This window comes from Citrobacter sp. Cu096, assembly GCF_030332285.1.
Classification (GTDB): domain Bacteria; phylum Pseudomonadota; class Gammaproteobacteria; order Enterobacterales; family Enterobacteriaceae; genus Citrobacter; species Citrobacter meridianamericanus.
This window is the reverse complement of the sequence record NZ_JAOWID010000030.1, coordinates 1,108,728-1,132,494: the sequence shown is the minus strand read 5'-3', so window position 1 is coordinate 1,132,494 and position 23,767 is coordinate 1,108,728. Positions and strand designations below refer to the sequence as shown.

Genomic DNA, 23,767 nt, shown 5'->3' with positions numbered 1-23,767 from the left:
CCCTGCTCATCAAATAAAACAGGAAGGGCTCCCTTTTGGAAGCCCTTTTACACAGCAAGTGCCGTTTTATTTAGCTCTCACTGACACTCTCTTTTTGCAATATTTTGAGCAGATCTTCCTTCAGGTGGAGTTTCTGTTTCTTAAGGCGAACAATGTCCAAACTATACCCACGACCATCCGAACCTTCCAGTCTGGAGATCTCATGATCAAGGCTGTTGTGTTTTTCGAATAAGGACAGAAAGCGAGGGTTCTCGGATTTCAGTCGGGAAATAAGGTCTCTGTATTCTGGAAACATACTTTCTCCCTGTTAGTGGACAAGAACGTGTATAAGAAATACACACCTTCAGCTTATCGGTTTAAGTCAGGGAAAAATGCGAGCAGGATCGAGTAAATAGTGTACAGCGTTTTTTAAGAAAATGACGAATATGGCTCCCCGACGGAGAGCCATAAAGATGAGGATCAACGCATCTCGCGGTCGTCAACGTACTGGCGTTTATCCGGCGCTGGCGGGAAGTACTGATACAGCCAGGTTTCGCTGATAGCGTCGCCCTGGCAACGCAGGAACATACGCATATCTACCGGATCGGTTGAGTCAGAGGTCGGATACCAGTCAAACTGGATGCGGTAGCCGTCGATAGGTTCAACGTAAAGGATCTCAATCTGTTTCGCTTCACCACTCGAAAGCGTAATTACCGGTTCAATACCTTTCGGCGCGGCGGCTTTTAAATCGCCACCGACGAAATCAACGGCAAAACGTCGTGCCCATTTTTCCGGGTAGTGCTCGCCCGGTGCCCATCCTTCCGGGAAACCGCCCATGCCTGTACGGGTCGCCATCACGCGAGCCAGCGGCGAACGCACTGGCGGCTGAGCGCTCCAGTACAGGCGATATTTGAATTCCAGCTCATCGCCAGCTTTGATCTTCCTCTCCGGCTGCCAGAAGCAAACGACGTTATCCAGCGTTTCACCGGTCGTCGGGATCTCCATCAGGCCGATAGTCCCCTTGCCCCACTGGTTACGCGGTTCGACCCACAGACTTGGACGCTTGTTGTACCAGCCCATGATGTCCTGGTAATGTGAGAAGTCGCGATCGAGCTGCAGCAAACCAAACCCTTTCGGGTTGTTATCGGTATAGGCGTTGAACTGCAGTTTTTGCGGGTTATTCAGCGGGCGGCAGATCCACTCGCCGTTACCTCGCCACATCGCCAGACGATCGGAGTCATGAATTTGCGGGTGAATGGTGTCGCACATCCGACGTTCATTGTTGCCGCAGCTAAACATGCTGGTCATCGGCGCAATGCCGAGCTGCTTGATGTCTTTGCGCGCATAGATGTGGTTTTGTACATCCATGATCACCTGCGTTTTCTCACAGTGGATCACGAACTTGAATGCGCCAGTAACGCTTGGGCTATCAAGAAGCGCATACACGGTAAAGGAGGTTGCGCCCGGTTTGACCGTTTCGAACCAGAAAGCGGTAAAATCAGGGAACTCTTCTTTGCTGTCGGTGTAGGTATCTACCGCCAGACCGCGAGCCGATAATCCATACTGGTAGGTGTCATCCACGGCGCGGAAATAACTGGCGCCCAGGAAAGAAACGATGTCGCGACGGGCCAGCTCTGGCGCCTTAAATACGCGGAACCCGGCGAAGCCGAGGTCAGTTTGCCCTTCCAGTTGTTTGGTATCCACGCCCGCATCATTGTATTTAAACAGTTCCGGACGGAAGTGAATTTCACGTGCCATATGCGTACTGGCATCAACCGAGAACATGCGTACACGGCGACGGAAGCCCATTCCCACGTGGAAGAATTGCGCATCAAGCTGACGATTTTCAACATTGTTCCACAGAGACTGCTCTGCGTCATATTGAATGCTGTTGTAGGCCTGCGGCGTCAGTTTCGCCAGCGTGTCAGGTAACGCGCGCGGTGCGCCACCCCATGGCTTCTGTGCTAAGTCATGAGCCATCGATTGCAGAACGGAAAAATCAAAACGAACGGTTTTTCCGTCTGCAATGTCAGACTCTGCCGCAAAGGCGGCGCGGGAAAAGAGTGATGCAATACCACTGGTTCCGCACACGGCGGCCACTGCCATTGAACCTTTAATAAATCGTCTGCGATTCATGCCTGAAAGTGAATCCTTCTGGTCGTGTAAATGGTCCCGCGCCGGTCATAATCAGCGGCAAGAGAGTGCACATTTCTGACCGCTCACTCTAGACAAAATTCATTAATAATCCAATTGTTGGTCGCCGATTATCTGTACAAAATCGAAAATATTTTATGTCGATGGGAACAGGCCGAATCCCATGTAAATTCCGTTAAAGTAAACCACAGCGACGTTTACTCCGATCTTGCGCCTCCTGATACAGCGCAAACTCATCATACACCGCGCAACCCAGCGCCTGTTCAAACGCGTCGCGGCTGGAATTTCCATGGCTGCGAGCCTGCGTTTCATTCCCCAGATTTGACTGGAAAATTCCTGCGGCACTTACCGGTAAAAAATCTTCGTAGGTGATGGGTTGCGCAACCAACCAGCCTCGCTCAATGAGCGGCTGCGGGTCGTCATCCGGACGGATTGCCTGTCGATGCGCCTCGCCCGACGGTGTCAGGCGATAACGGAACCAGGCGAGCCCTTGCTGGCGCAGCAAAAACTCGCTGTCCGGGAATGCTTTGAACACTTCCTGAAGATGCAACTGATGCGTCAGGTTGTCTTTTCCCGTTCCCGCCTTATTCAGCAGTTCGTCATACAGCGCTCTGCCTTTCGGCGTCAGGGCCACGCCGCGCTGTTCGATCTCACCGAAACGCGCCGTGTGGGTGCCGCGCATCTCCCCGGCAAACCACACCGGTTCTTCAAGCGCTTTAAAACTGGTCTGACGCAATAAAATGGGCACCTCGCGACGCGGTGGCCCTTCAATCAGTATTTTGGGTTCAATACCGCATTCGGGCATCATCGACTGCACCCGGTCGATATCCAATGTACGCGGCGTCAGATGGTTGATATGACAACCAGGGAAGCACACCACATCGGCAATCAGTCGGTGCTCGTCATGTAATGCGTGGTAGGTTCCTTCATCAACCGTGGCATGCTGATGCCAGCGGAAGGTTTCCAACGCCTCATGCACAAACTCATGCGCCTGCGCCTGCGTAAAACTGCCCTGCGCATCATATTCATTCAGAAGTTCGTGACAACGACGGGTGAATATGTCGCGTTTCGCGAGGATCTCCGCGGCCTTTTGCCTCAACGCGACGTTTTCGATTAATTCGAGGCGTAATAACGAGGTAAATACCCGAAACGGATTGCGCGAAAGCGACGCATCGTCGATGGGCCGAAAAGCCGTGGAATGTACGGGAACGCCGGCCTGGGAGAGATCGTAATAACTCACCGGATACATACCCATAATCGCAAACATCCGGCGCAGCGTAGAAAGTTCCTGCGCAGTGCCCACCCGAATAGCGCCGTGGCGCTCAACGTTTAGCCGCGCCAGCTCATCCGCATTAGCCAGTTTTTCATGCAACGTCGGATTATTTTCCAGTACCGCCAGATTCACATCAGCGACAAGTTCCAGCAACGTGCCATATTGCGGGACTTCCTGCTGGTACATTGCTGACATTGCCTGCGAAAATTGTTCCCGAATCTCATCTGCCGTGATGGTGTTCGCCATAATGTCATGCCTCCAGTGAATATTACCTGGAGTGTAGAGAACACCGCAGACTCCGGTGGGAAGAATTTACAAAGTGTGACCTCGCGTAAATTTCCCACCCTTACTGACGATGAACAGAACCTACTGACGTGGTTTTAAATGCGTTTCCAGCCACGGCAGCATCTGTTTTTTACGGCTGAGCATACCTTCAACTTTACAGGGCTGCGGGATGTCTGAGAGTTCACAACCAGCAAACCACAGGCTGGTGTCGCCCAGATTAATGTCGGTGAGCATCAGAACAACCAGTGCGGCATTCTTTTCCTCTGCATAACGCACCATTTCATGACGTAAATCGTCCAGCACCGCATCCACCTGTTGCAGCGAATACAGCTCAAGCTGTGCCACACAAACCGAATGCCCATGGATGGTGAAGGATTTGATGTCTTTCTGCAGAAGTTCGTGGGCGGTCATGCCTTCCACGCTGGTTTTGGCAGATAGCAGACCGCGACTGAAAACGTCAAGGTCCACTCCAGTTTTTAGGGTTAATGCCTCAACTGCCAGGCGGTCATCTGGGGTCGTGGTCGGGGAACGAAGCGTGACAGTGTCACTCAACGCGGCACCCAGCAATAAAACGGCCTCGGCGGCAGACAACTGGCTGCGCTCAGCTTCCGTCATCAGTTGCCATAACAGCGTCGCGCTACTACCGACGGGTTTCACCCACACTTCAGGCGGCAGACGGGTCATTAATCCCCCGAGTCGGTGATGATCGATAATGCCCACGACGTTACTTTCTGCCAGCGATTCCGGCCCCTGAGCAGGCTCAGTGAAATCGACCAGCCAGACATCAAGATCGGTCAGCGGAAACGTCAGCCGCCCAGGCATTTCCAGCCCTGCATGCTCAAAGATAAATTGCGTTTCGCGATTCGGTTCGCCCAGACGCCATGCCGTCGCCTGCTGACCGCGTAAAGTAAGCCAACGCGCCGTCATTGCGGCAGTACAAATGGCATCGCTATCGGGATTAAGGTGCCCTATTACGTGTATCATCAATCAGTGCCTTGTGAAGAGAAGGGTTCAAAAGCCAACAATAACGAAAGTATATCGACCGGATACATTCCCTTCCATGATCCTATCCCCCTGTACATGCTGTACAAAACATAAGCAAAATAAATTAGTTGTAAGTAAAATACGATAAATGTTAATAATATTTTGCTATCAAGTTATCAAAAACAAACAACTTCACTTGTCATCGATACGGCTCTGTTTTTAACATCGCTTATGGAAAAAAATGTTCTGTTCAATCAGCGCATTCGCTTGCGCCACCTTCATACTTTTGTCGCCGTTGCACAACAGGGAACGTTGGGGCGCGCGGCTGAGACCCTTAACCTGAGCCAACCGGCCCTCTCCAAAACGCTGAATGAACTGGAGCAACTGACCGGTACCCGGCTCTTTGAGCGTGGCCGTCTTGGCGCGCAGTTAACGCTGCCCGGAGAACAGTTTCTTACCCACGCGGTAAGAGTGCTGGATGCGCTTAACACCGCCGGACAAGCATTAAACCAGCGCGAAGAGTCGCAGACTGATGTCGTACGAATTGGCGCCTTACCCACCGCGGCGCTGGGCATTCTGCCGGCGGTAATTGGCCCATTCCATAAACAGCAAATGGAAACCACGCTGCAGGTTGCCACCATGAGTAATCCGATGATCCTGGCAGGTTTAAAGTCCGGAGAAATTGATCTCGGCATTGGTCGTATGGCCGATCCGGAATTGATGGTCGGTCTGAACTACGAATTATTATTTCTGGAATCACTCAAACTGGTCGTGCGTCCTAACCATCCATTGTTGCAAGAAACCATCACGCTGAGCCGGGTAATGGAGTGGCCAGTGGTGGTTTCGCCGAAAGGAACCGCACCTCGCCAGCACGCAGAGACATTGTTGCAAAGTCAGGGCTGTAAAATGCCGTCGGGTTGTATTGAAACGCTGTCAGCATCGCTCTCCCGCCAACTGACGGTTGATTACGACTATGTGTGGTTTGTCCCATCAGGCGCGGTTAGAGAAGATCTGCGCCAGGCGACACTGGTGTCATTACCAATTCCCACTCACGGTGCGGCTGAACCCATCGGTATTCTTACTCGTGTCGATGTGCAACTCTCTCAGGCCGCGCAGATCCTTATCGCCGCAATACGCAAAACCGTGCCGTTTTAATGCCAAAAATAAAGGGACCATCTGGTCCCTTTATTGATGCTTAAAACGTTTCCCAGTTATCGCCGTTGGCCGTTGCCGCCTGCGGACGTGAATGACCCGGTGTAGGCGCCACCTGAGCGCGTTTAATTGCGCTTGTCCCGGTTAAACGGAATGTGCCGACGGCTTCCGTTAAGCGTGCTGCCTGTTCTTCAAGAGATGCTGCAGCGGCGGATGCTTCTTCAACCAGCGAGGCGTTTTGCTGCGTGACCTTGTCCATCTCTGAAATAGCCTGACTCACCTGGACGATGCCCCGGCTTTGTTCATCGGAGGCCGCTGCAATTTCCAGCATAATGTCGGTCACGCGTTTTACCGCATCGACAATATCCGTCATCGTATTGCCTGCTGCGACCACTTCTCCGGACCCCTGGTCAATCAGCCGGACTGACTCGCTAATCAACCCTTCAATCTCTTTTGCCGCCTGGGCGCTGCGGCTTGCCAACGTACGCACCTCACTGGCTACGACGGCAAACCCTCGCCCCTGCTCTCCTGCCCGCGCCGCTTCTACCGCTGCGTTCAGCGCCAGGATATTAGTCTGGAAGGCAATGCTGTTAATAACGGCGGTAATTTCAGAAATTTTCTTCGAACTCGTTGAGATATTACCCATGGTTTTAACCACGCCAGAAACCATCTGCCCGCCCCGGCTGGCCTTGCCGGAAGCATCTTCCGCCAACTTGCTCGCATGATGCGCGTTGTCGGCATTTTGCTTCACCGTGGCCGTCAACTCTTCCATGCTGGCTGCGGTTTGCTCAATCGCCGCGGCCTGTTGCTCGGTACGGGAAGACAAATCGGTGTTCCCTGCCGAAATCTCACTGGTACCGCGATAAATTTCTTCCGCGCCCTGACGAACCGTGCCCACTGTCTTCGCCAGCGACCGTTGCATAGTTTGCAGATGGCGGCTCAGGCGGCCAATTTCGCTGCGCCCGGTCGGTTCCTCCTGCATCGTCAGATCCCCTACTGAAATTTGCTCAATGCGCTGTGCCGCGCGCAACAGAGGATGAATGACGGTACGGCGCAGAACGATGAACGTCATCACGGTCAGCGCTAGTGCAAGAACGAATGCGCCCAGCATAAAGGCCATGCCAAGCTGTGTACGTTGGTGTGCCTGTTCGCTTAACTGATTCGCCCTGGCGGTACGAATGTCGATCGCTTTTAACAACACCTTATTGTAAGCAGAGTCCAGCGGTCTGGCCTGTTCATTTTCATGGTTGATGATCGCTTCGAACATGCCGTTTTTAGCGTACTTCAGCATAGGTTGTAAGCCGTCGATATAGGCTTTGAAACTGGCACTCAGTTCAGCGTCTAACGCTTCACCGGCAGTGGTTTTCACTGCACGCGCCATATAAGTATTGAAACCGTCCTGCGATTGCTTAATACGTTTTTCTGCCTCGGCAATATTGGCCTTCATGTCATCCATTTCAGCAATACGGCTCGCCGCACCAGCATGGATCATGTTGATACGCGCGGTGCGTAAGTGGTTAGAGCTGTTAGATAACCCCATCCGAACCTGAATCTCATCGGTTACATCGCGCTGATCGCGATCGGCCTGCATAAGAAAATAACTTGCCAGCCCGGAACTTAAGGCGAACAACAGAAGGATGCCACCGAGAATGGAGGAAAACAGCGGAACCAGCCGGATTTGATGCAGAAAGCCCAGTTTATACTGGGCTTGCATCGATGTAGTGTTGTCCATGACCGTCGACTCTCTTGTAGGGTTTATGCGTGAAAACACGCCCGTTAGATAGTCATCGGCAATCCGGGAGGTTTACTTACCGTGAAAAGCGCCGGATTCGTCACACTTTCACAACATAATTCTAAAAAATTCAGGAAAGTGCCAGCGGTCAAATCCGCTGGCCCATGAATCAGTTATCACCAAAATGGATAACGGTACGGATGGATTTACCCTGATGCATTAAATCGAACGCTTCGTTAATCTGCTCCAGCGGTAAACGATGGGTAATAAAGGGATCCAACTGAATTTTCCCACTCATCGCTTCTTCGACCATGCCAGGAAGCTGAGTGCGCCCCTTCACGCCGCCAAACGCGGAACCGCGCCACACGCGCCCGGTCACTAACTGGAATGGACGTGTTTTGATCTCCTGACCAGCACCCGCCACGCCAATAATGATGCTTTCGCCCCACCCTTTATGACAGCACTCCAGTGCTGCACGCATCACGTTAACGTTGCCGATGCACTCAAAGCTAAAGTCCACGCCACCGTCGGTAAGTTCGACAATCACGTCCTGAATCGGTTTATCGTAATCGTTCGGGTTGATGAAATCGGTCGCCCCCATTTCACCCGCCAGTTTGAATTTCTCCGGATTGGTATCAACGGCCAGAATACGCCCGGCTTTTGCCTGCACCGCGCCCTGAATCACTGCCAGGCCAATACCGCCCAGACCAAATACGGCTACGGTATCGCCTTCCTTCACTTTCGCGGTGTTATGGACCGCTCCGATACCGGTGGTCACGCCACACCCCAGCAGACACACTTTATCCAGCGGAGCCTGCGGGTTAACCTTCGCCAGCGAGATCTCTGCGCAAACGGTGTATTCGCTGAAGGTACTGGTGCCCATATAGTGATAAATCGGCTCGCCATTATACGAGAAGCGCGTTGTGCCATCCGGCATCAGACCTTTGCCCTGTGTCGCCCGCACGGCCTGACACAAGTTAGTTTTACCCGATTTACAGAACTTGCACTCGCCACATTCTGCGGTGTACAGCGGGATCACATGATCGCCCGGTTTCAGGCTGGTGACGCCTTCCCCCACTTCAACCACAATGCCGCCGCCTTCATGACCCAGTACCGCCGGGAACACACCTTCCGGATCGTCACCTGAGAGCGTAAAAGCGTCAGTATGGCACACGCCGGTGTGGGTAATTTTAACCAGCACTTCACCTTTCTTTGGCGGTGCAACGTCGATTTCGACAATTTTTAACGGTTGGCCGGGGCCAAATGCAACTGCTGCACGTGATTTCATTTGTCTCTTCCCATTATTGCAAGGTGATGGTGTTATTTTAGATAAGCACGCAGAAGATGGCCGATCTCAGCCATGCGCACAGCTCGTTGGTCTGGCGTTGTCTCCCCACTGACCAGTTCATCTTTTAGGTGAATCTCAACCATTTCGCCCATCAGGCCATTGGATGCACCGCGTACGGCGGCAATTTGTTGCAGGATCGCCAGACACGGTTCGCCAGATTCCAGCGCGCGCTCAAGTGCATCAACCTGACCGCGAATACGGCGTACACGGGTGAGAATGCGTTTTTTATCTTCAGGTGAATGCGGCATACGCCCTCCAAATCCTATACCCCCCTATAGTATCATTGTTTTTAATCTATTTGTAATAAATTAGGTTTATTTACTATTCACCAATGAAGATAATCCCGTTTTGCAGGATTGATGAGCATTTTGAATGGTCAGCACGAAGATAATTGTTCTGTAATACTAACTATAATTATATGGATATAACACGTAAAATGGATTCATTATCCAATAACTAGAATAATTATGAATTTTTATCATTATTTTATAATATACGCCGTGGGATTTGTCGTCATGTTCACGCTGTTAATCCGCGGGGACAAAATACATGACCTCGAATTTGATTTAATCGATACGCTCAGAACATCTTTATTGTGGCCATTTTATGTAGTAGCAATGATCTGCATTATTATTTACTCATTTTTTATACGAAAAATACTATATGAGTAATATAGAGAAATGTGCAATGCTACTACCTAACCCGCAACAAATCGCTGTATCTCGTGGTATAACGCGGTGAAAGCATGTCTCGCTTCATCGCCCACGGTTGCTGTATCCCTTGTCCGGCAAAGTAGAGCGTTCCTTTCCCTTTTTTAGCATTAAGCGTATCCAGTACATCCATCAGTTTATCGCTGTTACGCCGTGGGCAGTTGTCGTCAAAAAGATTCAGCTGCGCAACGCCAGAGCTAAAAAAATCCCCCAACATAACGCCCGCTTTTTGGTAACGCAGCCCCGCTCGCCAGATGGCATCCAGGCTGCGCGTTGCCGCTGCAATAATATCCCGACTATCCTGAGTTGGCGTCAGCAGTTTTATCGACGCGCTGTTTCCGTAATAAGGTTCATTCAGAACAAACGGACTGGTTTTGATAAACGTAGAGATAAACCGGCAATACTGGTGCTCTCTGCGCAGCTTTTCCGCAGCGCGTGAAGCATAGGTGCAAATTGCCTCTCTCATCGCGTTGTAATCCGTGAGTTTTTCACCAAACGATCTTGAGCAGATAATTTCCTGCTTATCCGGCGCAAACTCTTCCAGCGCCAGACAAGGTTCACCGCGCAATTCCCGAACGGTTCGCTCAAGTACGACATTGAAATGTTTACGAATGAAGCGAATGTCGGTATTCGCCAGATCGAGAACCGTTTTAATGCCCATGGCATCCAGTCTCTTGCTGATACGGCGCCCGACACCCCAGACTTCATCAACCGGAAGTGCGGCCATTAGTTTACGCTGACGTTCAATATTTGAGAGATCCACGACTCCGCCGGTTTGCTCCTGCCACTTTTTGGCTGCATGATTCGCCAGTTTGGCCAGCGTTTTGGTCTGGGCGATGCCAACCCCAACCGTGAGACGTGTTTTCTGTAAAATGGTAGCTCTGATTTCCCGACCAAAATTCGTAAGATCCCGGCAGTTTCGCACCCCCGTTAAATCGCAAAAGGCTTCATCAATACTGTACATCTCCACACGCGGCGACAACTCCTCCAGAATCGACATCACCCTGCTGCTCATATCCGCATACAATTCGTAGTTCGAACTAAAACAGAACACGCCATAACGCCTGAACAGATCTTTCTGTTTGAAATACGGTGCGCCCATATTAACGCCAAGCGCTTTTGCTTCCGCACTACTGGCAATGACACAGCCATCATTATTTGAAAGAACGACAACGGGTTTGCCTTTCAGATCGGGCCGGAATGCCGACTCACAGCTGGCATAAAATGAATTAACATCCACCAGAGCAAACATAATCAGCCCGCGGCTTTAACGATAAATGTTACCACGCCAAATATATCCAGCGTGTCCTCGCTGCTAATCATGATCGGCGCGTAGGCGCTGTTCTCTGGCTTCAGCATGATAACTGGGTGTAATTGCAGACGTTTAACGGTGAATTCACCCTCAATAGCGGCAATAACGATATCTCCATGGGCAGGCTTTCTGGCGCTGTCGACAATCAGCAAATCGCCCTCGCCGATCCCCGCTCCCCTCATGGAGTCGCCAGATGATTTAACAAAATAGGTTGCGCTGGGATGCCGTACCAGCAGGTCATTAAGGTCGATACGCTTCTCAACGTAGTCCTGTGCCGGAGATGGAAAACCACAGGGTACAAGATCGCTAAATAGCGGAAAGTGTTTAATTTCGCGGCGTTCCGCAGGCTGGAAAAACAACATAATAATCTGCCTCTCATTAACTGTGTTTATATACAGTAGTTTTAATAAGGACAGCGATCAAGTGACAAGAGTGGCGAATTGAGCGTTGTTTAACCATCTTGTCGATAAGCTTTTATGATGTCTGGAAAAATAATTGGCTAAAAAAATGCCCCACATTTGTGGGGCATTACCTCAGGAGCGTTTTCGCGGCATCATGCGCAACAACGTATTGTCCTTCCAGAAATAGTGGTGCATCAGGGCCGCTGCGGCATGCAGAGCAATGACAAAATAGCCCAGGTTGGCCAGCGTCACGTGCCAGGACTTCAGCATATCCACTACATCAAAGTTGGCCTCTGCTGCATGTGGCATAACGATGCCAAATGCAATCCACGGGTTACCCCGGTTGTACATCATTACCAGGCCAATAATCGGCAGCACAATAAACAACAGATAGATAACCAGATGCCCGAGATGCGCCATCCCGGTCATCATCGGCTTCGGTTTTGGCACAATCGGCGGTGCTGGATATTTGAGCCTGACCAGCAAGCGCGCCACCATCAGCGTTAAAATGGTGATACCGCAGGAGACGTGCACCATATTGAACACGGGGCGATAGCTGCGCGGGAAAAATCCGCGAAACTCCATGGCGCTGTAGGCCACAATGACCAACAAAAAGACCAGCCAGTGAATACCAATTTGCAGGCCAGAATACTTATTCCCCATAACATTTCCTGAATAAAAACAATAATGCGTCAACATAACGGGCTTTTGTTAAAAATTCATTAAGTTTTGTTCACCTATTTTCAGTCAGTTGCGTTTAACCTCAAAACAGCTATTGGCGCGGATGCACCGCCAGGTGTAGAGTAAAACTCAGGACTGCAGATAGACCACCTGCGTTTGCAGATATTCACTCAGACCATGTTTACCGTCTGCCCCACCAATCCCGGACTTGCGCCAGCCCGCATGGAACCCCTGCATCGCCTCGAAGTTTTCACGATTAATGTAGGTTTCGCCAAACTTCAGCCCTTTAATCGCCTTCATCGCCGTGTTCAGGTTTTGCGTGTAAATCGATGAAGTCAGACCATAGTCACTGTCATTGGCCATTGTCAGCGCTTCTTCCAGCGTATTAAACGCCACCACCGGCAGCACCGGGCCAAACGTCTCCTCGTGCATAATCGCCATCTCCTGGCGCACGTCTAACAGTAACGTCGGCGGATAGTAATAACCTTTGCCGGCAACGGCTTTACCGCCCAACACCAGTCTGGCTCCTTCCTGCACCGCGCGTGCAACTTTCTGCTCAACACGCGCCAACGCAGCAGCGTTAATCAGCGGTCCCATTGCAATGTCATTGCGCTCGGCCGGATTGCCAAACTGCACAGCTTTCATCGCCTCACCCAGACGATTGACGAACTGGTCATAGATGCCTTTCTGCACGTACACACGCTCTGCACAGTTGCATACCTGTCCGGTATTGATCACTCGCGAATCAACAATCGCCTTCACGGCCAGTTCAAGGTCAGCATCATCCATTACTATGGCAGGCGCTTTGCCGCCCAGCTCCAGACAAACTTTAGTGATGTTTTTAGCCGCCGCGGCCATAATTTTCTCGCCCGCGCCGACGCTGCCGGTCATACTCACCATCGCTACCTTCGGATTTCCAGCCAACTCCTGACCGACCGTTTCACCGCGTCCGAGCACCAGATTAAATACGCCGCGCGGCAAGCCGATATCATCAACAATTTTGGCAAAGGCGATGGCGTTATTCGGTGTGAATTCACTCGGTTTAATAACAATGGTATTCCCCGTCAGCAATGCGGGAGCCAGCTTGCGGGCAATCAGGAAAAACGGAAAGTTCCACGGCAGAATGCCCGTGGTCACGCCCAGAGCGCGCTTAAACAACAGAATATTCTCGCCCGGACGATCGCTTTGCAGGATCTCGCCTTCATAGCGGCGCGCCCATTCCGCCATGTAATCGATATAGTCGGCGGTAAATGAGACTTCAACCTCAGCCAGTTGCTGGATCTTTCCACCTTCCGCCACAATCAACGCACTGATTTCATCGGCTCGCTGGCGGATGCCCGCAGAAATTTTGCGTAACCAGTTCGCCCGTTCAATGGCAGGCAGGGCTTCCCATTGCGGCTGAGCACGCTGCGCGGCATCGATCGCTTTACGCGCATCTTCGGCACGTCCATCGGGAATACGTGAGATTACCTCTTCCGTGGCCGGATTGACGACATCAATCCAGGCGTCATCGTGCCAGGTCACAAACTGCCCATCGATATACATAGGATGTTGTACGGGTACTGACATGCGGTTCTCCTGTGATTGATTTGTTTTTAACAAGTGAAACTATTGTTAATTAATATCAATCATGCATGTCAGATTATGGCTGTCATCGCTGTTCTGTGAGCGGCTTCATAAAAGCGTTTGGTAAAGTGATGATAAAGGGAAAAAAACAGTCGGGATTTCTGCCCGTTTGCCGCAAAACGCCGACAAACGGGCAGCAGGCGTTACAGAGAGCGGCTCTCCAGTAAGTCAGTCAACGCAGTGTCATTTCGCAACTGCTGCCAGGCTTGCTCAATATTCTGAGGAATATCAACATGGGCGATAAAATCGCGGCCGCAAGGCCCATAACCATCGGCATCGTCACGCAGGCGTGGAAGCTCACCGGTAATGAGAGACAGGTAGCGATCCACCGACCAAAGGCCTTCTGCGGCGGGTACAAAATCCACGCCGTTTTGCTGTTGGACCAGTTCGGGGCTGAAACCAGGGAAACTCAGCCAGCGCGGCGCATGCAGATCATCACGGGTTACGCGCTCAAACGTCGCCATCGTGCGACGTTGCATAGTAGGATCCTGCACCACAATAACGGTATGAATGTTTTCTGCCGCCTGATTCAACAATGCACAGCTAAACCGGGCATTCTCACCGCAATTTGTTGACTGGTCTTCCACCCAAATCTTCTCACCCGGAATCAGCCAGAACTGGTGAGCGATATCGGCAAGGATCGCGGCTTCAGCGCGTCCGGTAGTGCGAATGATGTTATAGCGAGGATGCTGAGCAATCGCGTCATACAGAAAGCGCGTAGAATGACCGATGCCACCGCTAATCAATAAGGGAACCTGTTGTTCTTTCGCGATCCGACAAGCAGCGTCGATGGTCGGAATAACCGCGTTGCCCGCCAGAATCACGCAGTCTGACTGAACGGTGACATTTTCCATAAAATCATTCTGCGCCAACCATTGCCCTACGGTATTTATAGCCGCAAGGGTGGCTGCGGAAAGTATCGGAAACTGACTCATACTCATACTCCTGGTGTTTATTCTTTACCGGGTACAGATGCCGGATGGCGACTATGCCTTATCCGGCCTAAGGTCCAGCACCGTGTCACCCCGTAATCTGCTCCATCGCTTGCAGAATACGTTTATCGGAGATCGGATACGGCGTACCAAGCTGCTGGGCAAAATAGCTGACGCGCAGCTCTTCTATCATCCAGCGGATCTCTTTGACATCATCATCTTCACGCCGCGCGGGAGGTAGTTTATTGAACCACTGCTGCCAGGCCTGCTGCACGCTATCTACTTTCAGCATCTGTGCGCGATCGCGATGCGGATCGATAGCCAGCTTTTCCAGACGTTTTTCAATAGCCTGCAAATAACGCAACGTATCGCCCAGACGTTTGAAACCGTTGCCGGTAACAAACCCACGGTACACCAGCCCACCCATCTGTGATTTGATATCCGCAAGTCCCAGCGCCATGGTCATATCCACGCGCCCTTTCAGACGTTTATTGATATTAAACACTGCAGTCAGGATCTGTTCGACCTGCTTCGCAATATCCACCACCGTATCGTTCAGTTCAGCCCGAACTTTTTCATGCAGTGCCGCAAACCCCTCTTCGGTCCACACCGGACCGCCGTTAGCGTCAATCAGTTGATCCACACCGCAGGAGATACAGTCGTCAATCAAATCCAGCACTTTACCGTACGGGTTAAAATACAGCCCCAGCTTAGCTTTATTAGGCAGCTTCTCATGCAAATATTTGATTGGAGATGGAATATTCAACAACAACAGGCGGCGTAAACCGCACCACATCGCCTGCTGTTGCTCCAGCGGATTATCAAACAGTTTGATAGCAATGCTGTCACGCTCATCTACCAGCGCTGGCCACGCTTTTACCTTATAGTTACCGCGTTTTTGCTCGTAACTTTCCGGAAGGTGGCCGAAGCTCCAGATGTGCAATCCGCTCTGCTCGATACCGTCATCTGCCACCGCAGACAATGTTTCCTGAACTTTACCCTTTAGCGCATCTTTCAAATCCTGCAGCGAACGCCCTTCCTGCAGCTTCTTGTTCTTATCATCCACTACCCGGAAGGTGATTTTTAGGTGATCGGGCACCTGATCCCAATGCCAGTCTTCACGGTCAACGGTAACGCCCGTCATTCGGCGCAATTCACGCTCCAACGAGTCCAGTAACGGCAATTCCAGCGGCGTCACTCGGCCTAAAAACGCTTCCGCATAGTTCGGTGCAGGCACGAAGTTGCGTCGAACGGGTTTCGGCAGCGATTTAATCAGGGCGATCACCAGCTCGCGGCGCAGCCCCGGAATTTGCCATTCAAAACCGCTCTCTTCGATCTGGTTAAGCAGCGGCAACGGAATATGTACGGTCACGCCGTCCGCATCGGCTCCGGGTTCGAACTGATAACTCAGGCGCAGTTTGAGATTGCCCTGATGCCAGAAGTTCGGGTAATCCAGCTTACTGATCTTTTCCGCGCCCTCTTTGATGAGCATACTTTTTTCAAAGTTGAGCAGATCGGGCGTTTCACGGCTGACCTTTTTCCACCAGCTGTCAAAGTGACGAGCGGAGACCACATCATGGCTGATGCGTTGGTCGTAAAACTCAAACAGCGTCTCATCATCGACCAGAATGTCGCGACGGCGTGATTTGTGTTCTAACTCTTCCACCTCAGCCCGTAGCTTCAGATTGTCACGGAAAAACGCATGGCGCGTTTGCCAGTCGCCTTCCACCAACGCATGGCGGATGAACAGTTCACGCGACAGCACTGGATCAATCTGGCTGTAGTTCACCTTACGGGCGGCCACAATCGGTAAGCCGTAAACGGTGACTTTTTCTGTCGCCATCACTGCGCCCTGCGCGCGTTCCCAATGAGGTTCACTGTATGAACGTTTGATCAGATGCTGGGCAACCGGCTCCACCCACTCGGGATCGATACGTGCGGCAATACGTCCCCACAGGCGGCTGGTTTCCACCAGCTCGGCAACCATCGTCCATTTCGGTGGTTTTTTAAACAAACCAGAACCAGGGAAGATCGAGAAGCGTGCGTTACGCGCCCCGGTAAATTCTTGTTTATCGGCATCTTTCATCCCGATATGTGAGAGTAATCCGGTCAACAGCGCAACGTGAACTTCCCGATACTCAGCAGGTTCGCTGTTAACCGGAATACCCAACTCTTTCACTACCTGGCGCAGTTGCGTGTAGATATCCTGCCACTCTCGCACGCGCAGGTAGTTCAGAAAATCAAGTTTGCACTGGCGACGGAACTGGTTTGACGACAGCGCTTTTTGCTGCTCGCCGAGATAGTTCCACAGGTTTACAAACGCAAGGAAATCAGACTCTTTGTCGTGGAAACGGCGGTGCTTCTCGTCGGAAGCCTGCTGCTTATCCATTGGACGCTCGCGCGGATCCTGAATCGACAGCGCCGAGGTAATGATCATCGCCTCACGTACGCAGCCATGCTTTTGCGCTTCCAGCACCATGCGCGCCAGACGCGGGTCCACCGGCAGTTGCGACAGCTGACGCCCCAACGGCGTTAACTTATACGCGGTTGCCTGTTCATCGGTGGTTATCGCCCCCAACTCTTCGAGCAGGCGTACCCCGTCCTGAATATTGCGTTTATCCGGTGCTTCAACGAACGGGAATGCCGCGATATCACCCAGCCCCAGCGCAGTCATCTGCAAAATAACGGATGCCAGGTTGGTACGCAGGATCTCCGGGTCGGTAAACTCCGGGCGTGACAGGAAATCGTCTTCGGAATACAGACGAATACAGATCCCTTCCGAAACACGACCGCAGCGGCCTTTACGCTGGTTGGCAGAAGCCTGCGATACCGGCTCAATCGGCAAACGCTGAACTTTAGTACGGTAGCTGTAACGGCTGATACGCGCAGTACCCGGGTCGATCACATATTTGATCCCCGGCACGGTTAGCGAGGTTTCCGCCACGTTGGTCGCCAGCACGATACGGCGGCCGCTGTGCGACTGGAATACGCGGTTCTGCTCACTGTTGGAAAGACGCGCATATAACGGTAGCACTTCGGTATGGCGCAAATCCAGCTTATTCAGCGCATCGGCAGTATCGCGAATTTCGCGCTCGCCGCTCATGAAGATCAGAATATCGCCCTGGCTTTCACGGCCTAACTCATCTACAGCATCAAAAATTGCCTGCAGTTGGTCACGTTCCGTGTCATCTGCATCTTCAACAATCGGGCGATAACGCACTTCTACCGGGTACGTTCGACCGGAGACTTCGATAATCGGCGCGTTATTGAAATGCGTTGAAAAACGCTCCGGGTCGATGGTCGCCGAAGTGATAATAATTTTTAGATCCGGACGGCGCGGCAGGAGTTCTTTCAAATAGCCGAGCAGAAAATCGATATTCAGACTGCGTTCATGTGCTTCATCGATGATGATGGTGTCGTACTGCATCAGCAGCCGATCCTGCTGGATTTCCGCCAGCAGGATACCGTCGGTCATCAGCTTAACCATGGTGTTGTCACTGACATGATCGCTGAAACGGACTTTATACCCGATACAGCCGCCCGGCTCAGTTTGCAACTCTTCCGCAATGCGGTTCGCCACGGTGCGCGCCGCCAGACGACGCGGTTGGGTGTGGCCAATCAGCCCTTTCACCCCGCGCCCCAGCTCCATACAGATTTTCGGCAACTGAGTGGTTTTACCAGAGCCGGTTTCCCCGGCAACAATCACCACCTGATGGTCGCGAATGGCTTCCAGAATATCCTGCTTTTTCTGACTAACAGGCAGGTTTTCCGGATAGGTAATCTTCGGACGAGCCGCTTCGCGCAGCACGACTTTACCTGCTGCCTGCGCGATCTCTTTTGCCATCCCCTGGTAAATGGCCTGTTGTGCATCAGGATTTTTAACCTTCTTCACGCCGTGGAGGCGGCGAGCAAAACGCTGTCTGTCGCGCAGCATCAGTGAGTCCAGCTGTTGCTGCAGCATGTTGAAGGTTAATTTTTGTTGTTCTGTCATAGCGTTAAAAGGCAGTGTTCTGCCGGGTTAAATCTCTTGTAGATGATAGGTATAGAGTACCACATCGGCGCTTTTCATGTGTTGTTCAATAATTTCGAACATAGAATTCGATATATTGCGCTATCACTGCGACAGGATTGTGAATAAAGTGTCAACAAGCAACGGGGCCTCCCCCTTCAAACACATAAAAGGAAACACCCATGAGCAAGGTATTAGTTCTTAAATCCAGTATTCTGGCAGGGTACTCTCAGTCTGGTCAGTTGTCTGATTATTTTGTTGAGCAGTGGCGTGAAAAGCATTCCGCTGATGAAATCACCGTCCGTGACCTGGCTGCAAATCCTGTTCCGGTGCTGGATGGCGAACTGGTGGGTGCGATGCGCCCGAGCGATACGCCGCTGACGCCACGCCAGCAAGAAGCGCTCGCGCTGTCCGATGAGCTGATTGCAGAACTGAAAGCGCATGATGTGATTGTTATCGCCGCGCCGATGTATAACTTCAACATCCCAACGCAGCTGAAAAACTATTTCGACCTGATTGCCCGTGCTGGCGTGACTTTCCGTTATACGGAGAAAGGTCCGGAAGGTCTGGTGACCGGCAAACGTGCGGTGATCCTCTCCAGTCGCGGCGGTATTCATAAAGATACCCCAACCGATCTGATCGCTCCGTATCTGAAAGTTTTCCTCGGCTTCATCGGGATTACCGATGTGAACTTCGTGTTCGCCGAAGGGATTGCTTATGGCCCGGAAGTAGCATCCAAAGCACAATCCGATGCGAAAGCCGCTATCGACAGCGTCGTCACTGCCTGATAACTCACCCTCTCACCATGCGGTGGGAGGGTTTTCATCTGTAGTTACTTCTTTACCTGCACTCGAACCTGCTTGCCGTGAATGCGGTTAATATCACGCCAGATGGTTGCATAATCCCTGCACTTTGCCAGATTCTCTTCCCAGCAATGGCGCAAAAACTGTTCCGGTTCAGCGACATCCCGGCTTAACAGCTTGAATACCCAACGATTCCAGACATACCACTTGAAAAGCCACATGATGTCACTCCGCGACGCGATCGGTGTTGAACTATATCAGCCTCAGTTTGATGCCGTGTGGCAACTATTGCGATGTCGATGAATAATCCTGACGAACGCTACATCAATAGCGCCAACCAGACAGCCCACAGAACCACAACCAGAAACAGTGTTTTTCGACATTGCTGCAATGCGCCAGACTGGCGTTCAGCCAGCGTTAACGTTTTCAACCGTTCGCGTCGCCAGATAAAACACAGCGCGCTTCCGGCCAGCTCATTGTTTTGCGTATTAATCAGCGAAAAATAACGCTCATCGAGCCACAGTCGCCAACAACCAAACCAGACTACAGCACATAGCAACGCTATGATGGCACGCAGTACACCTGATGGAGCAACAAACAGCACCCACACTATCGGCGGGAGGGAAAACAGCAGAATAAATCGCCAGCTTGCCAGCGTATGTCGGAGCAAACCATGCTGAAGTGCTTCACTATTTGTTACGTTGTCACTTTCCGTTGCCACTGTTGCAGCATCTCCAGATGTTTATCAGTCAGTACCACCTGCGGTCGACTCGTCCGAATCTGCGCTACTGCCTGCTCTACCGTTGTCGAATGACCATAGTGTAACAGCCACGCCGCTATCACCATTGCGCTGCGCGACAGTCCTAACGCACAGTGAACCAATACCGTGCCCTGTGCCTCACGCAGAGTCTCCAGAGTGCCTACCGCCTGCTGAAGTTCAGCTTCATCCGGGATCACTAAATCCAGCATCGGTACACAGTGATACATACGCGAGGCCGTCGCCCGCCCACGCGAAAACTCAAAAGTCACGTCGAGCACCGCTTTTTGCGCGGGCACAAAGTGCGGAAAACTACCAAGATAGACGCCATGTGCTACCGAACATGCCGCGGGCAAATGGCGGGTAAACCAGCGCATTGACAGCCACATTCCTGCACGCCACGGTAATGACAGCCAGTAAACGGTACAAGGCAGTCGGCCCTGCGAATTTTTAGCCATCACGGCCGCGCCGAATCCAGCGTAACCACAGCCGACCATCAAGAGGGCCAGTGCAGGCCATAACAACCATGCCGTCAGCGACACTGCGGCAATAGAACATAATGCCGAGCCCAACAGGTACTGGCGCATCAGCCTCAGACGCGCGGCATCCGGCTTACACCAGCGCCAGCGACGCTGTTCCGGTACCAGCCAGTCAATCAGCATTCCTGCCGCCAGCCCGGTGATAACGTCAATAAAATGGTGCTGCCAGGTGGTCAGCACCGATATCGCGATCAGTAAAGACCAGCCATCGCACAGTCTGCGCCAGCCGCCGGTCAGGTGGCGATTGAAATGCCGCCACAGTAGCCAACAGAGAATGATATGTAGCGACGGCGACTGGTTATAGGGCAAATCGAACTGTTCAAGCTGTGCAAATAACCACCCCGCAGCCCCCGTCACTTCGGGGCGGGTAAAGCTAAACTGTAGCGGGAACAGTAAAAACCCCGCGCAGGCAATCACCGATGCCAGTACCAGCCTGAGCACCAGCCGACGCTGTTCGAAACGCGTGGTGCAAATAAACAGGGATAACCCGTAAAACAGATCCAGACTCCAGTAAGGGAGAATAGTCCACGGAATAAACGGAATGGCAGACTCCCAGCCGAAAACGATACTGCCAACGTTCTGATACTGAGCGTCCTGCCAGGCGGTAAACTCATTCACCTGGCCGTACGTAAGGAAAAAAAAAGGTGCCAGCAGCAATAACCAACCCACGGCCTGCACCATGACTTTACGCTGTTCAGGAAGCACGACGCACCGCCATGGAAACGGTGAAAATACCCCACTCATCAATCAATTGTGTGCACTTATCAAAGCCCGCTTCTCGGACCAACGCATCCATTTCGCCCTGCGTACGCACGCGCATCACCCACGCTTTGCCATCTTTATGACTGGTCAGCGACCAGGCAATCGTTTTAAGCTGCGGATGCCACGGCTGACCGGTGTAAATCAATATGCCCCCAGGCGCTATCGCATCAGCCAGCCCGGCCAGAGAGTTTTTAACCAGCGAATTCTCAGGAAAGAGCTCGTACAAACCGGATACAATCCCCAAACCGGGACGAGGTTCCAGCGCAGCCAGTTGTTCACGGTTGAAGGCATCGCCCTGTTCAAAACGCGCGATGTCAGTCATACCTCTGCTGGCGATCATTTCGCGCCCCTTAATCACGTTCAGCTCGCTGTAATCACGCAGTAAAATTGAACGTACAGCCTTTTCACCTTCCAACGCATCAAGCACATATCGTCCATGTCCGGCAGCAATATCCACTACATGTACCGGCGTGCCCTGCTCCGCCAGTTGCGCGACCGCCTGACCGATCAGCATCTGCAGATGGATCTTACGCTGACGGATCCCTTTCCAGCCCACGCTATTGAGGTAGTTTTTGTCAATCAAACGTCCCAGCGCGCTGCTGCCCTGCGGCTGATTACGGTAGACGTAATCCAGCGTGCTACCGGAATCAAAACCGGTTTCGAATCCCAAACGAACGCCCGTCGATTGTGTGCCCAGGAGCTTCATTCCATAGCGCAAGCCACGGTATGCAATGTCGTCGAGAGAATACGGCGCGGGTCCCCCGCTGAGCATCCGCCAGGTATCAGCACCAGGGCTCCAGCGATCTTCATTGCTATAATCAAAACGCTGTGGCGCCATAGCGTAAAGCGTGGTGATAAAATCACGCATTTTATCGAACGCCAGATGCCGGTCTTTTTCTCCCAACGTATCGTGGTAAAACCCTGGCAACACGTGCAGCTCTTTGAGCGGATTCCTCAAGCGCTGATAAAAATCAATTTGCGGCTGGCGATGCACAACAAAATCATCTCCGGATACCAACAACTGCACAGGCATCGTAATGGCGGCGGCATCACTGACAATGCGTTCTGCCGTTTTGTAGAGATCCAGCAGAATGTTCACCGCAATGGCCCGGGTAATCTGAGTATCAAGATTAAAGCTCGCCACACGCTCGGCATCGTGCGTCAGGTATTTTCCCTTAACATAAGAGTTAACAAAAAACAGGCCGCGCAATCGGTGCATTAACGCCAACCCCTGGCGCGCAAACGGCACATACAATTTTACTTTAAACGCCGGTGACGCCAGCACTAACCCGCGAATGGTGGGCGCATAGTCGTGAGCCCAGGTCGCAGCCAATACCGCGCCTACGCTCTGAGCTACCACCACCACATCTTCCATTGCTGCATGACTGTCAGCGGCGGCAAAACGCACAAACTCTTCAACATCCTGCACCGAACGCGCCAGCGAAGGACTGTAGCCACGCTGGCCCGGAGAGTGGCCGTGACCGCGCGCATCCCAGGCATAGAATGCGGTGTCAGGCATCGCCAGCTCATCGACGATATGTTGCAGTCGCCCGGAGTGTTCGTGACCGCGATGGAACATGACAATCACTTTCGGTGTCGCACCCGGCGCAGTTGCCGGCCAGTGACGGTAAAACAGCTCGGTGCTGTCGCTGGTTACAAATTGTTGTTCCTCAGGTACTCGAATATTACTCATGAGAATGCATTCCTTTAGTTTGTTGCTCCAACAGCAACAGTTGTTGCTTTAGTTCATCCATGAAGAGGTGTTTATCACCATGAAAATTCAACGTGCAGCCAATATTGACGTCTATAAACAGCGGCAGCGGTATGCGATTCCCTTTCGCCATGACAGATTCAGTGCCACGTAGCCAGACGGGAATGATCGGTACCTCCGGCACACGCTGACTGAGATGCCACAATCCAGATTTCAACGGCGACAATATTCCTGGCTCGCCCCGCGTACCTTCAGGAAAGAGGATCAGGATCTTACCGTTGCGTAATGCCTGTTCACACTGCGCCAGCGGATTGATTTCTCCGCCCTTTCGCGAAATGGGAATAATGTTGAGAATATTTAGCGCAAACCAGGCCATTGCTTTATTACGCAGAAAATAGTCTGCGGCAGCCACTGGATGAACTGACGACTGACGGCGCAGCGGAAAGAGCGAAAGCAACGCAAAAACATCCATATGGCTGTTGTGATTGGCGACAATAATTGCCGGGCCTCGTGTGGGCAAACGCTCTTTATGCCTGATACGCAGCCCAAGCCACAGCCAAATCACCGGCCAGACGATGCATAACGTAAACAGCATTCTCAGAATTGAGTTCAGCATA

20 protein-coding genes are annotated in these 23,767 nt (G+C 52.0%); 2 read left to right on the top strand and 18 right to left on the bottom strand.

Translation table 11 applies throughout. The annotated features are described in order from the left end of the window. Positions 1-70 precede the first annotated feature (70 nt). The 4 genes from OGX99_RS19770 to OGX99_RS19755 form a co-directional block, all read right to left on the bottom strand. On the bottom strand, positions 71-295 hold the full coding sequence (locus tag OGX99_RS19770; RefSeq protein WP_003833168.1) for an HP1242/YdcH family protein: 225 nt from the start codon (positions 293-295) through the stop codon (positions 71-73). A 164-nt stretch (positions 296-459) separates the two neighbouring features. Next, complete coding sequence (locus OGX99_RS19765) at positions 460-2,115, bottom strand: glucan biosynthesis protein D (protein ID WP_151225483.1); 1,656 nt, start codon at positions 2,113-2,115, stop codon at positions 460-462. Positions 2,116-2,308: 193 nt separating this feature from the next. Next, complete coding sequence (hglS, locus tag OGX99_RS19760) at positions 2,309-3,652, bottom strand: 2-oxoadipate dioxygenase/decarboxylase HglS (protein WP_187252378.1); 1,344 nt, start codon at positions 3,650-3,652, stop codon at positions 2,309-2,311. A gap of 120 nt (positions 3,653-3,772) precedes the next feature. Further along, positions 3,773-4,675 carry a DHHA2 domain-containing protein gene (locus OGX99_RS19755; RefSeq protein ID WP_187252377.1) on the bottom strand — a complete coding sequence of 301 codons (903 nt, stop codon included), beginning with the start codon at positions 4,673-4,675 and terminating at the stop codon, positions 3,773-3,775. A 231-nt stretch (positions 4,676-4,906) separates the two neighbouring features. Here OGX99_RS19755 and pcaQ point away from each other — a divergent pair, with 231 nt between their 5' ends. Then, positions 4,907-5,830, top strand: coding sequence for a pca operon transcription factor PcaQ (pcaQ, locus tag OGX99_RS19750; RefSeq protein WP_151219294.1), 924 nt, complete (start codon positions 4,907-4,909; stop codon positions 5,828-5,830). A gap of 40 nt (positions 5,831-5,870) precedes the next feature. Here pcaQ and OGX99_RS19745 read toward each other — a convergent pair whose 3' ends face one another. From OGX99_RS19745 to hrpA, 9 genes are all read right to left on the bottom strand, one after another. Beyond that, positions 5,871-7,559, bottom strand: a complete 1,689-nt coding sequence (locus OGX99_RS19745; RefSeq protein ID WP_151219295.1) for a methyl-accepting chemotaxis protein — start codon at positions 7,557-7,559, stop codon at positions 5,871-5,873. Positions 7,560-7,728: 169 nt separating this feature from the next. Beyond that, the gene (locus OGX99_RS19740) at positions 7,729-8,847 is read right to left on the bottom strand and encodes an S-(hydroxymethyl)glutathione dehydrogenase/class III alcohol dehydrogenase (RefSeq protein ID WP_151219296.1); all 1,119 of its coding nucleotides are present in this window, start codon (positions 8,845-8,847) and stop codon (positions 7,729-7,731) included. Between the two features lie 32 nt (positions 8,848-8,879). Then, positions 8,880-9,155, bottom strand: a complete 276-nt coding sequence (locus OGX99_RS19735; RefSeq protein WP_003833178.1) for a metal/formaldehyde-sensitive transcriptional repressor — start codon at positions 9,153-9,155, stop codon at positions 8,880-8,882. 445 nt (positions 9,156-9,600) lie between these two features. After that, the gene (locus tag OGX99_RS19730) at positions 9,601-10,869 is read right to left on the bottom strand and encodes a Y-family DNA polymerase (RefSeq protein WP_151219298.1); all 1,269 of its coding nucleotides are present in this window, start codon (positions 10,867-10,869) and stop codon (positions 9,601-9,603) included. Between the two features lie 2 nt (positions 10,870-10,871). Further along, positions 10,872-11,291: a translesion error-prone DNA polymerase V autoproteolytic subunit gene (locus tag OGX99_RS19725; RefSeq protein WP_005126708.1), complete on the bottom strand. Its 420-nt coding sequence runs from the start codon at positions 11,289-11,291 to the stop codon at positions 10,872-10,874. Positions 11,292-11,462: 171 nt separating this feature from the next. Next, positions 11,463-11,993: a cytochrome b561 gene (gene cybB, locus OGX99_RS19720; protein ID WP_151219299.1), complete on the bottom strand. Its 531-nt coding sequence runs from the start codon at positions 11,991-11,993 to the stop codon at positions 11,463-11,465. A gap of 147 nt (positions 11,994-12,140) precedes the next feature. Then, on the bottom strand, positions 12,141-13,580 hold the full coding sequence (gene aldA, locus OGX99_RS19715) for an aldehyde dehydrogenase (RefSeq protein WP_151225488.1): 1,440 nt from the start codon (positions 13,578-13,580) through the stop codon (positions 12,141-12,143). Positions 13,581-13,780: 200 nt separating this feature from the next. Beyond that, positions 13,781-14,578: a YdcF family protein gene (locus OGX99_RS19710; protein WP_187252375.1), complete on the bottom strand. Its 798-nt coding sequence runs from the start codon at positions 14,576-14,578 to the stop codon at positions 13,781-13,783. A 79-nt stretch (positions 14,579-14,657) separates the two neighbouring features. After that, entirely contained in the window at positions 14,658-18,560 is a 3,903-nt protein-coding gene (hrpA, locus tag OGX99_RS19705) for an ATP-dependent RNA helicase HrpA (protein WP_286544817.1), read from the bottom strand. A 200-nt stretch (positions 18,561-18,760) separates the two neighbouring features. Between hrpA and azoR the strand changes: the two genes are divergently transcribed. Further along, positions 18,761-19,366, top strand: a complete 606-nt coding sequence (azoR, locus tag OGX99_RS19700; RefSeq protein ID WP_151225490.1) for an FMN-dependent NADH-azoreductase — start codon at positions 18,761-18,763, stop codon at positions 19,364-19,366. Between the two features lie 44 nt (positions 19,367-19,410). Here azoR and OGX99_RS19695 read toward each other — a convergent pair whose 3' ends face one another. From OGX99_RS19695 to OGX99_RS19675, 5 genes are all read right to left on the bottom strand, one after another. Continuing rightward, positions 19,411-19,602 (bottom strand): hypothetical protein, encoded by a 192-nt coding sequence (locus OGX99_RS19695; protein ID WP_151219303.1) that lies wholly within the window; start codon positions 19,600-19,602, stop codon positions 19,411-19,413. A gap of 98 nt (positions 19,603-19,700) precedes the next feature. After that, positions 19,701-20,102, bottom strand: a complete 402-nt coding sequence (locus OGX99_RS19690; protein ID WP_286544816.1) for a hypothetical protein — start codon at positions 20,100-20,102, stop codon at positions 19,701-19,703. Beyond that, on the bottom strand, positions 20,078-21,382 hold the full coding sequence (locus tag OGX99_RS19685) for a phosphatase PAP2/dual specificity phosphatase family protein (RefSeq protein WP_286544813.1): 1,305 nt from the start codon (positions 21,380-21,382) through the stop codon (positions 20,078-20,080). Before OGX99_RS19685 ends, OGX99_RS19690 begins: the two co-directional genes overlap by 25 nt. Then, positions 21,372-23,132: a bifunctional alpha/beta hydrolase/class I SAM-dependent methyltransferase gene (locus OGX99_RS19680; protein ID WP_187259613.1), complete on the bottom strand. Its 1,761-nt coding sequence runs from the start codon at positions 23,130-23,132 to the stop codon at positions 21,372-21,374. Before OGX99_RS19680 ends, OGX99_RS19685 begins: the two co-directional genes overlap by 11 nt. After that, the gene (locus OGX99_RS19675) at positions 23,125-23,766 is read right to left on the bottom strand and encodes a lysophospholipid acyltransferase family protein (RefSeq protein ID WP_151219306.1); all 642 of its coding nucleotides are present in this window, start codon (positions 23,764-23,766) and stop codon (positions 23,125-23,127) included. Before OGX99_RS19675 ends, OGX99_RS19680 begins: the two co-directional genes overlap by 8 nt. Position 23,767 lies beyond the last annotated feature (1 nt).

What these genes read in the sequence shown, in the direction of transcription:
- OGX99_RS19680 (WP_187259613.1), bottom strand. Translation starts at nt 23,132, where the DNA reads ATGAGTAATATTCGAGTACCTGAGGAACAACAATTTGTAACCAGCGAC.
- cybB (WP_151219299.1), bottom strand. Translation starts at nt 11,993, where the DNA reads ATGGGGAATAAGTATTCTGGCCTGCAAATTGGTATTCACTGGCTGGTC.
- OGX99_RS19725 (WP_005126708.1), bottom strand. Translation starts at nt 11,291, where the DNA reads ATGTTGTTTTTCCAGCCTGCGGAACGCCGCGAAATTAAACACTTTCCG.
- OGX99_RS19675 (WP_151219306.1), bottom strand. Translation starts at nt 23,766, where the DNA reads ATGCTGAACTCAATTCTGAGAATGCTGTTTACGTTATGCATCGTCTGG.
- OGX99_RS19730 (WP_151219298.1), bottom strand. Translation starts at nt 10,869, where the DNA reads ATGTTTGCTCTGGTGGATGTTAATTCATTTTATGCCAGCTGTGAGTCG.
- OGX99_RS19755 (WP_187252377.1), bottom strand. Translation starts at nt 4,675, where the DNA reads ATGATACACGTAATAGGGCACCTTAATCCCGATAGCGATGCCATTTGT.
- pcaQ (WP_151219294.1), top strand. Translation starts at nt 4,907, where the DNA reads ATGGAAAAAAATGTTCTGTTCAATCAGCGCATTCGCTTGCGCCACCTT.
- OGX99_RS19740 (WP_151219296.1), bottom strand. Translation starts at nt 8,847, where the DNA reads ATGAAATCACGTGCAGCAGTTGCATTTGGCCCCGGCCAACCGTTAAAA.
- OGX99_RS19765 (WP_151225483.1), bottom strand. Translation starts at nt 2,115, where the DNA reads ATGAATCGCAGACGATTTATTAAAGGTTCAATGGCAGTGGCCGCCGTG.
- OGX99_RS19770 (WP_003833168.1), bottom strand. Translation starts at nt 295, where the DNA reads ATGTTTCCAGAATACAGAGACCTTATTTCCCGACTGAAATCCGAGAAC.
- OGX99_RS19710 (WP_187252375.1), bottom strand. Translation starts at nt 14,578, where the DNA reads ATGAGTATGAGTCAGTTTCCGATACTTTCCGCAGCCACCCTTGCGGCT.
- OGX99_RS19745 (WP_151219295.1), bottom strand. Translation starts at nt 7,559, where the DNA reads ATGGACAACACTACATCGATGCAAGCCCAGTATAAACTGGGCTTTCTG.
- aldA (WP_151225488.1), bottom strand. Translation starts at nt 13,580, where the DNA reads ATGTCAGTACCCGTACAACATCCTATGTATATCGATGGGCAGTTTGTG.
- hrpA (WP_286544817.1), bottom strand. Translation starts at nt 18,560, where the DNA reads ATGACAGAACAACAAAAATTAACCTTCAACATGCTGCAGCAACAGCTG.
- OGX99_RS19695 (WP_151219303.1), bottom strand. Translation starts at nt 19,602, where the DNA reads ATGTGGCTTTTCAAGTGGTATGTCTGGAATCGTTGGGTATTCAAGCTG.
- hglS (WP_187252378.1), bottom strand. Translation starts at nt 3,652, where the DNA reads ATGGCGAACACCATCACGGCAGATGAGATTCGGGAACAATTTTCGCAG.
- OGX99_RS19735 (WP_003833178.1), bottom strand. Translation starts at nt 9,155, where the DNA reads ATGCCGCATTCACCTGAAGATAAAAAACGCATTCTCACCCGTGTACGC.
- azoR (WP_151225490.1), top strand. Translation starts at nt 18,761, where the DNA reads ATGAGCAAGGTATTAGTTCTTAAATCCAGTATTCTGGCAGGGTACTCT.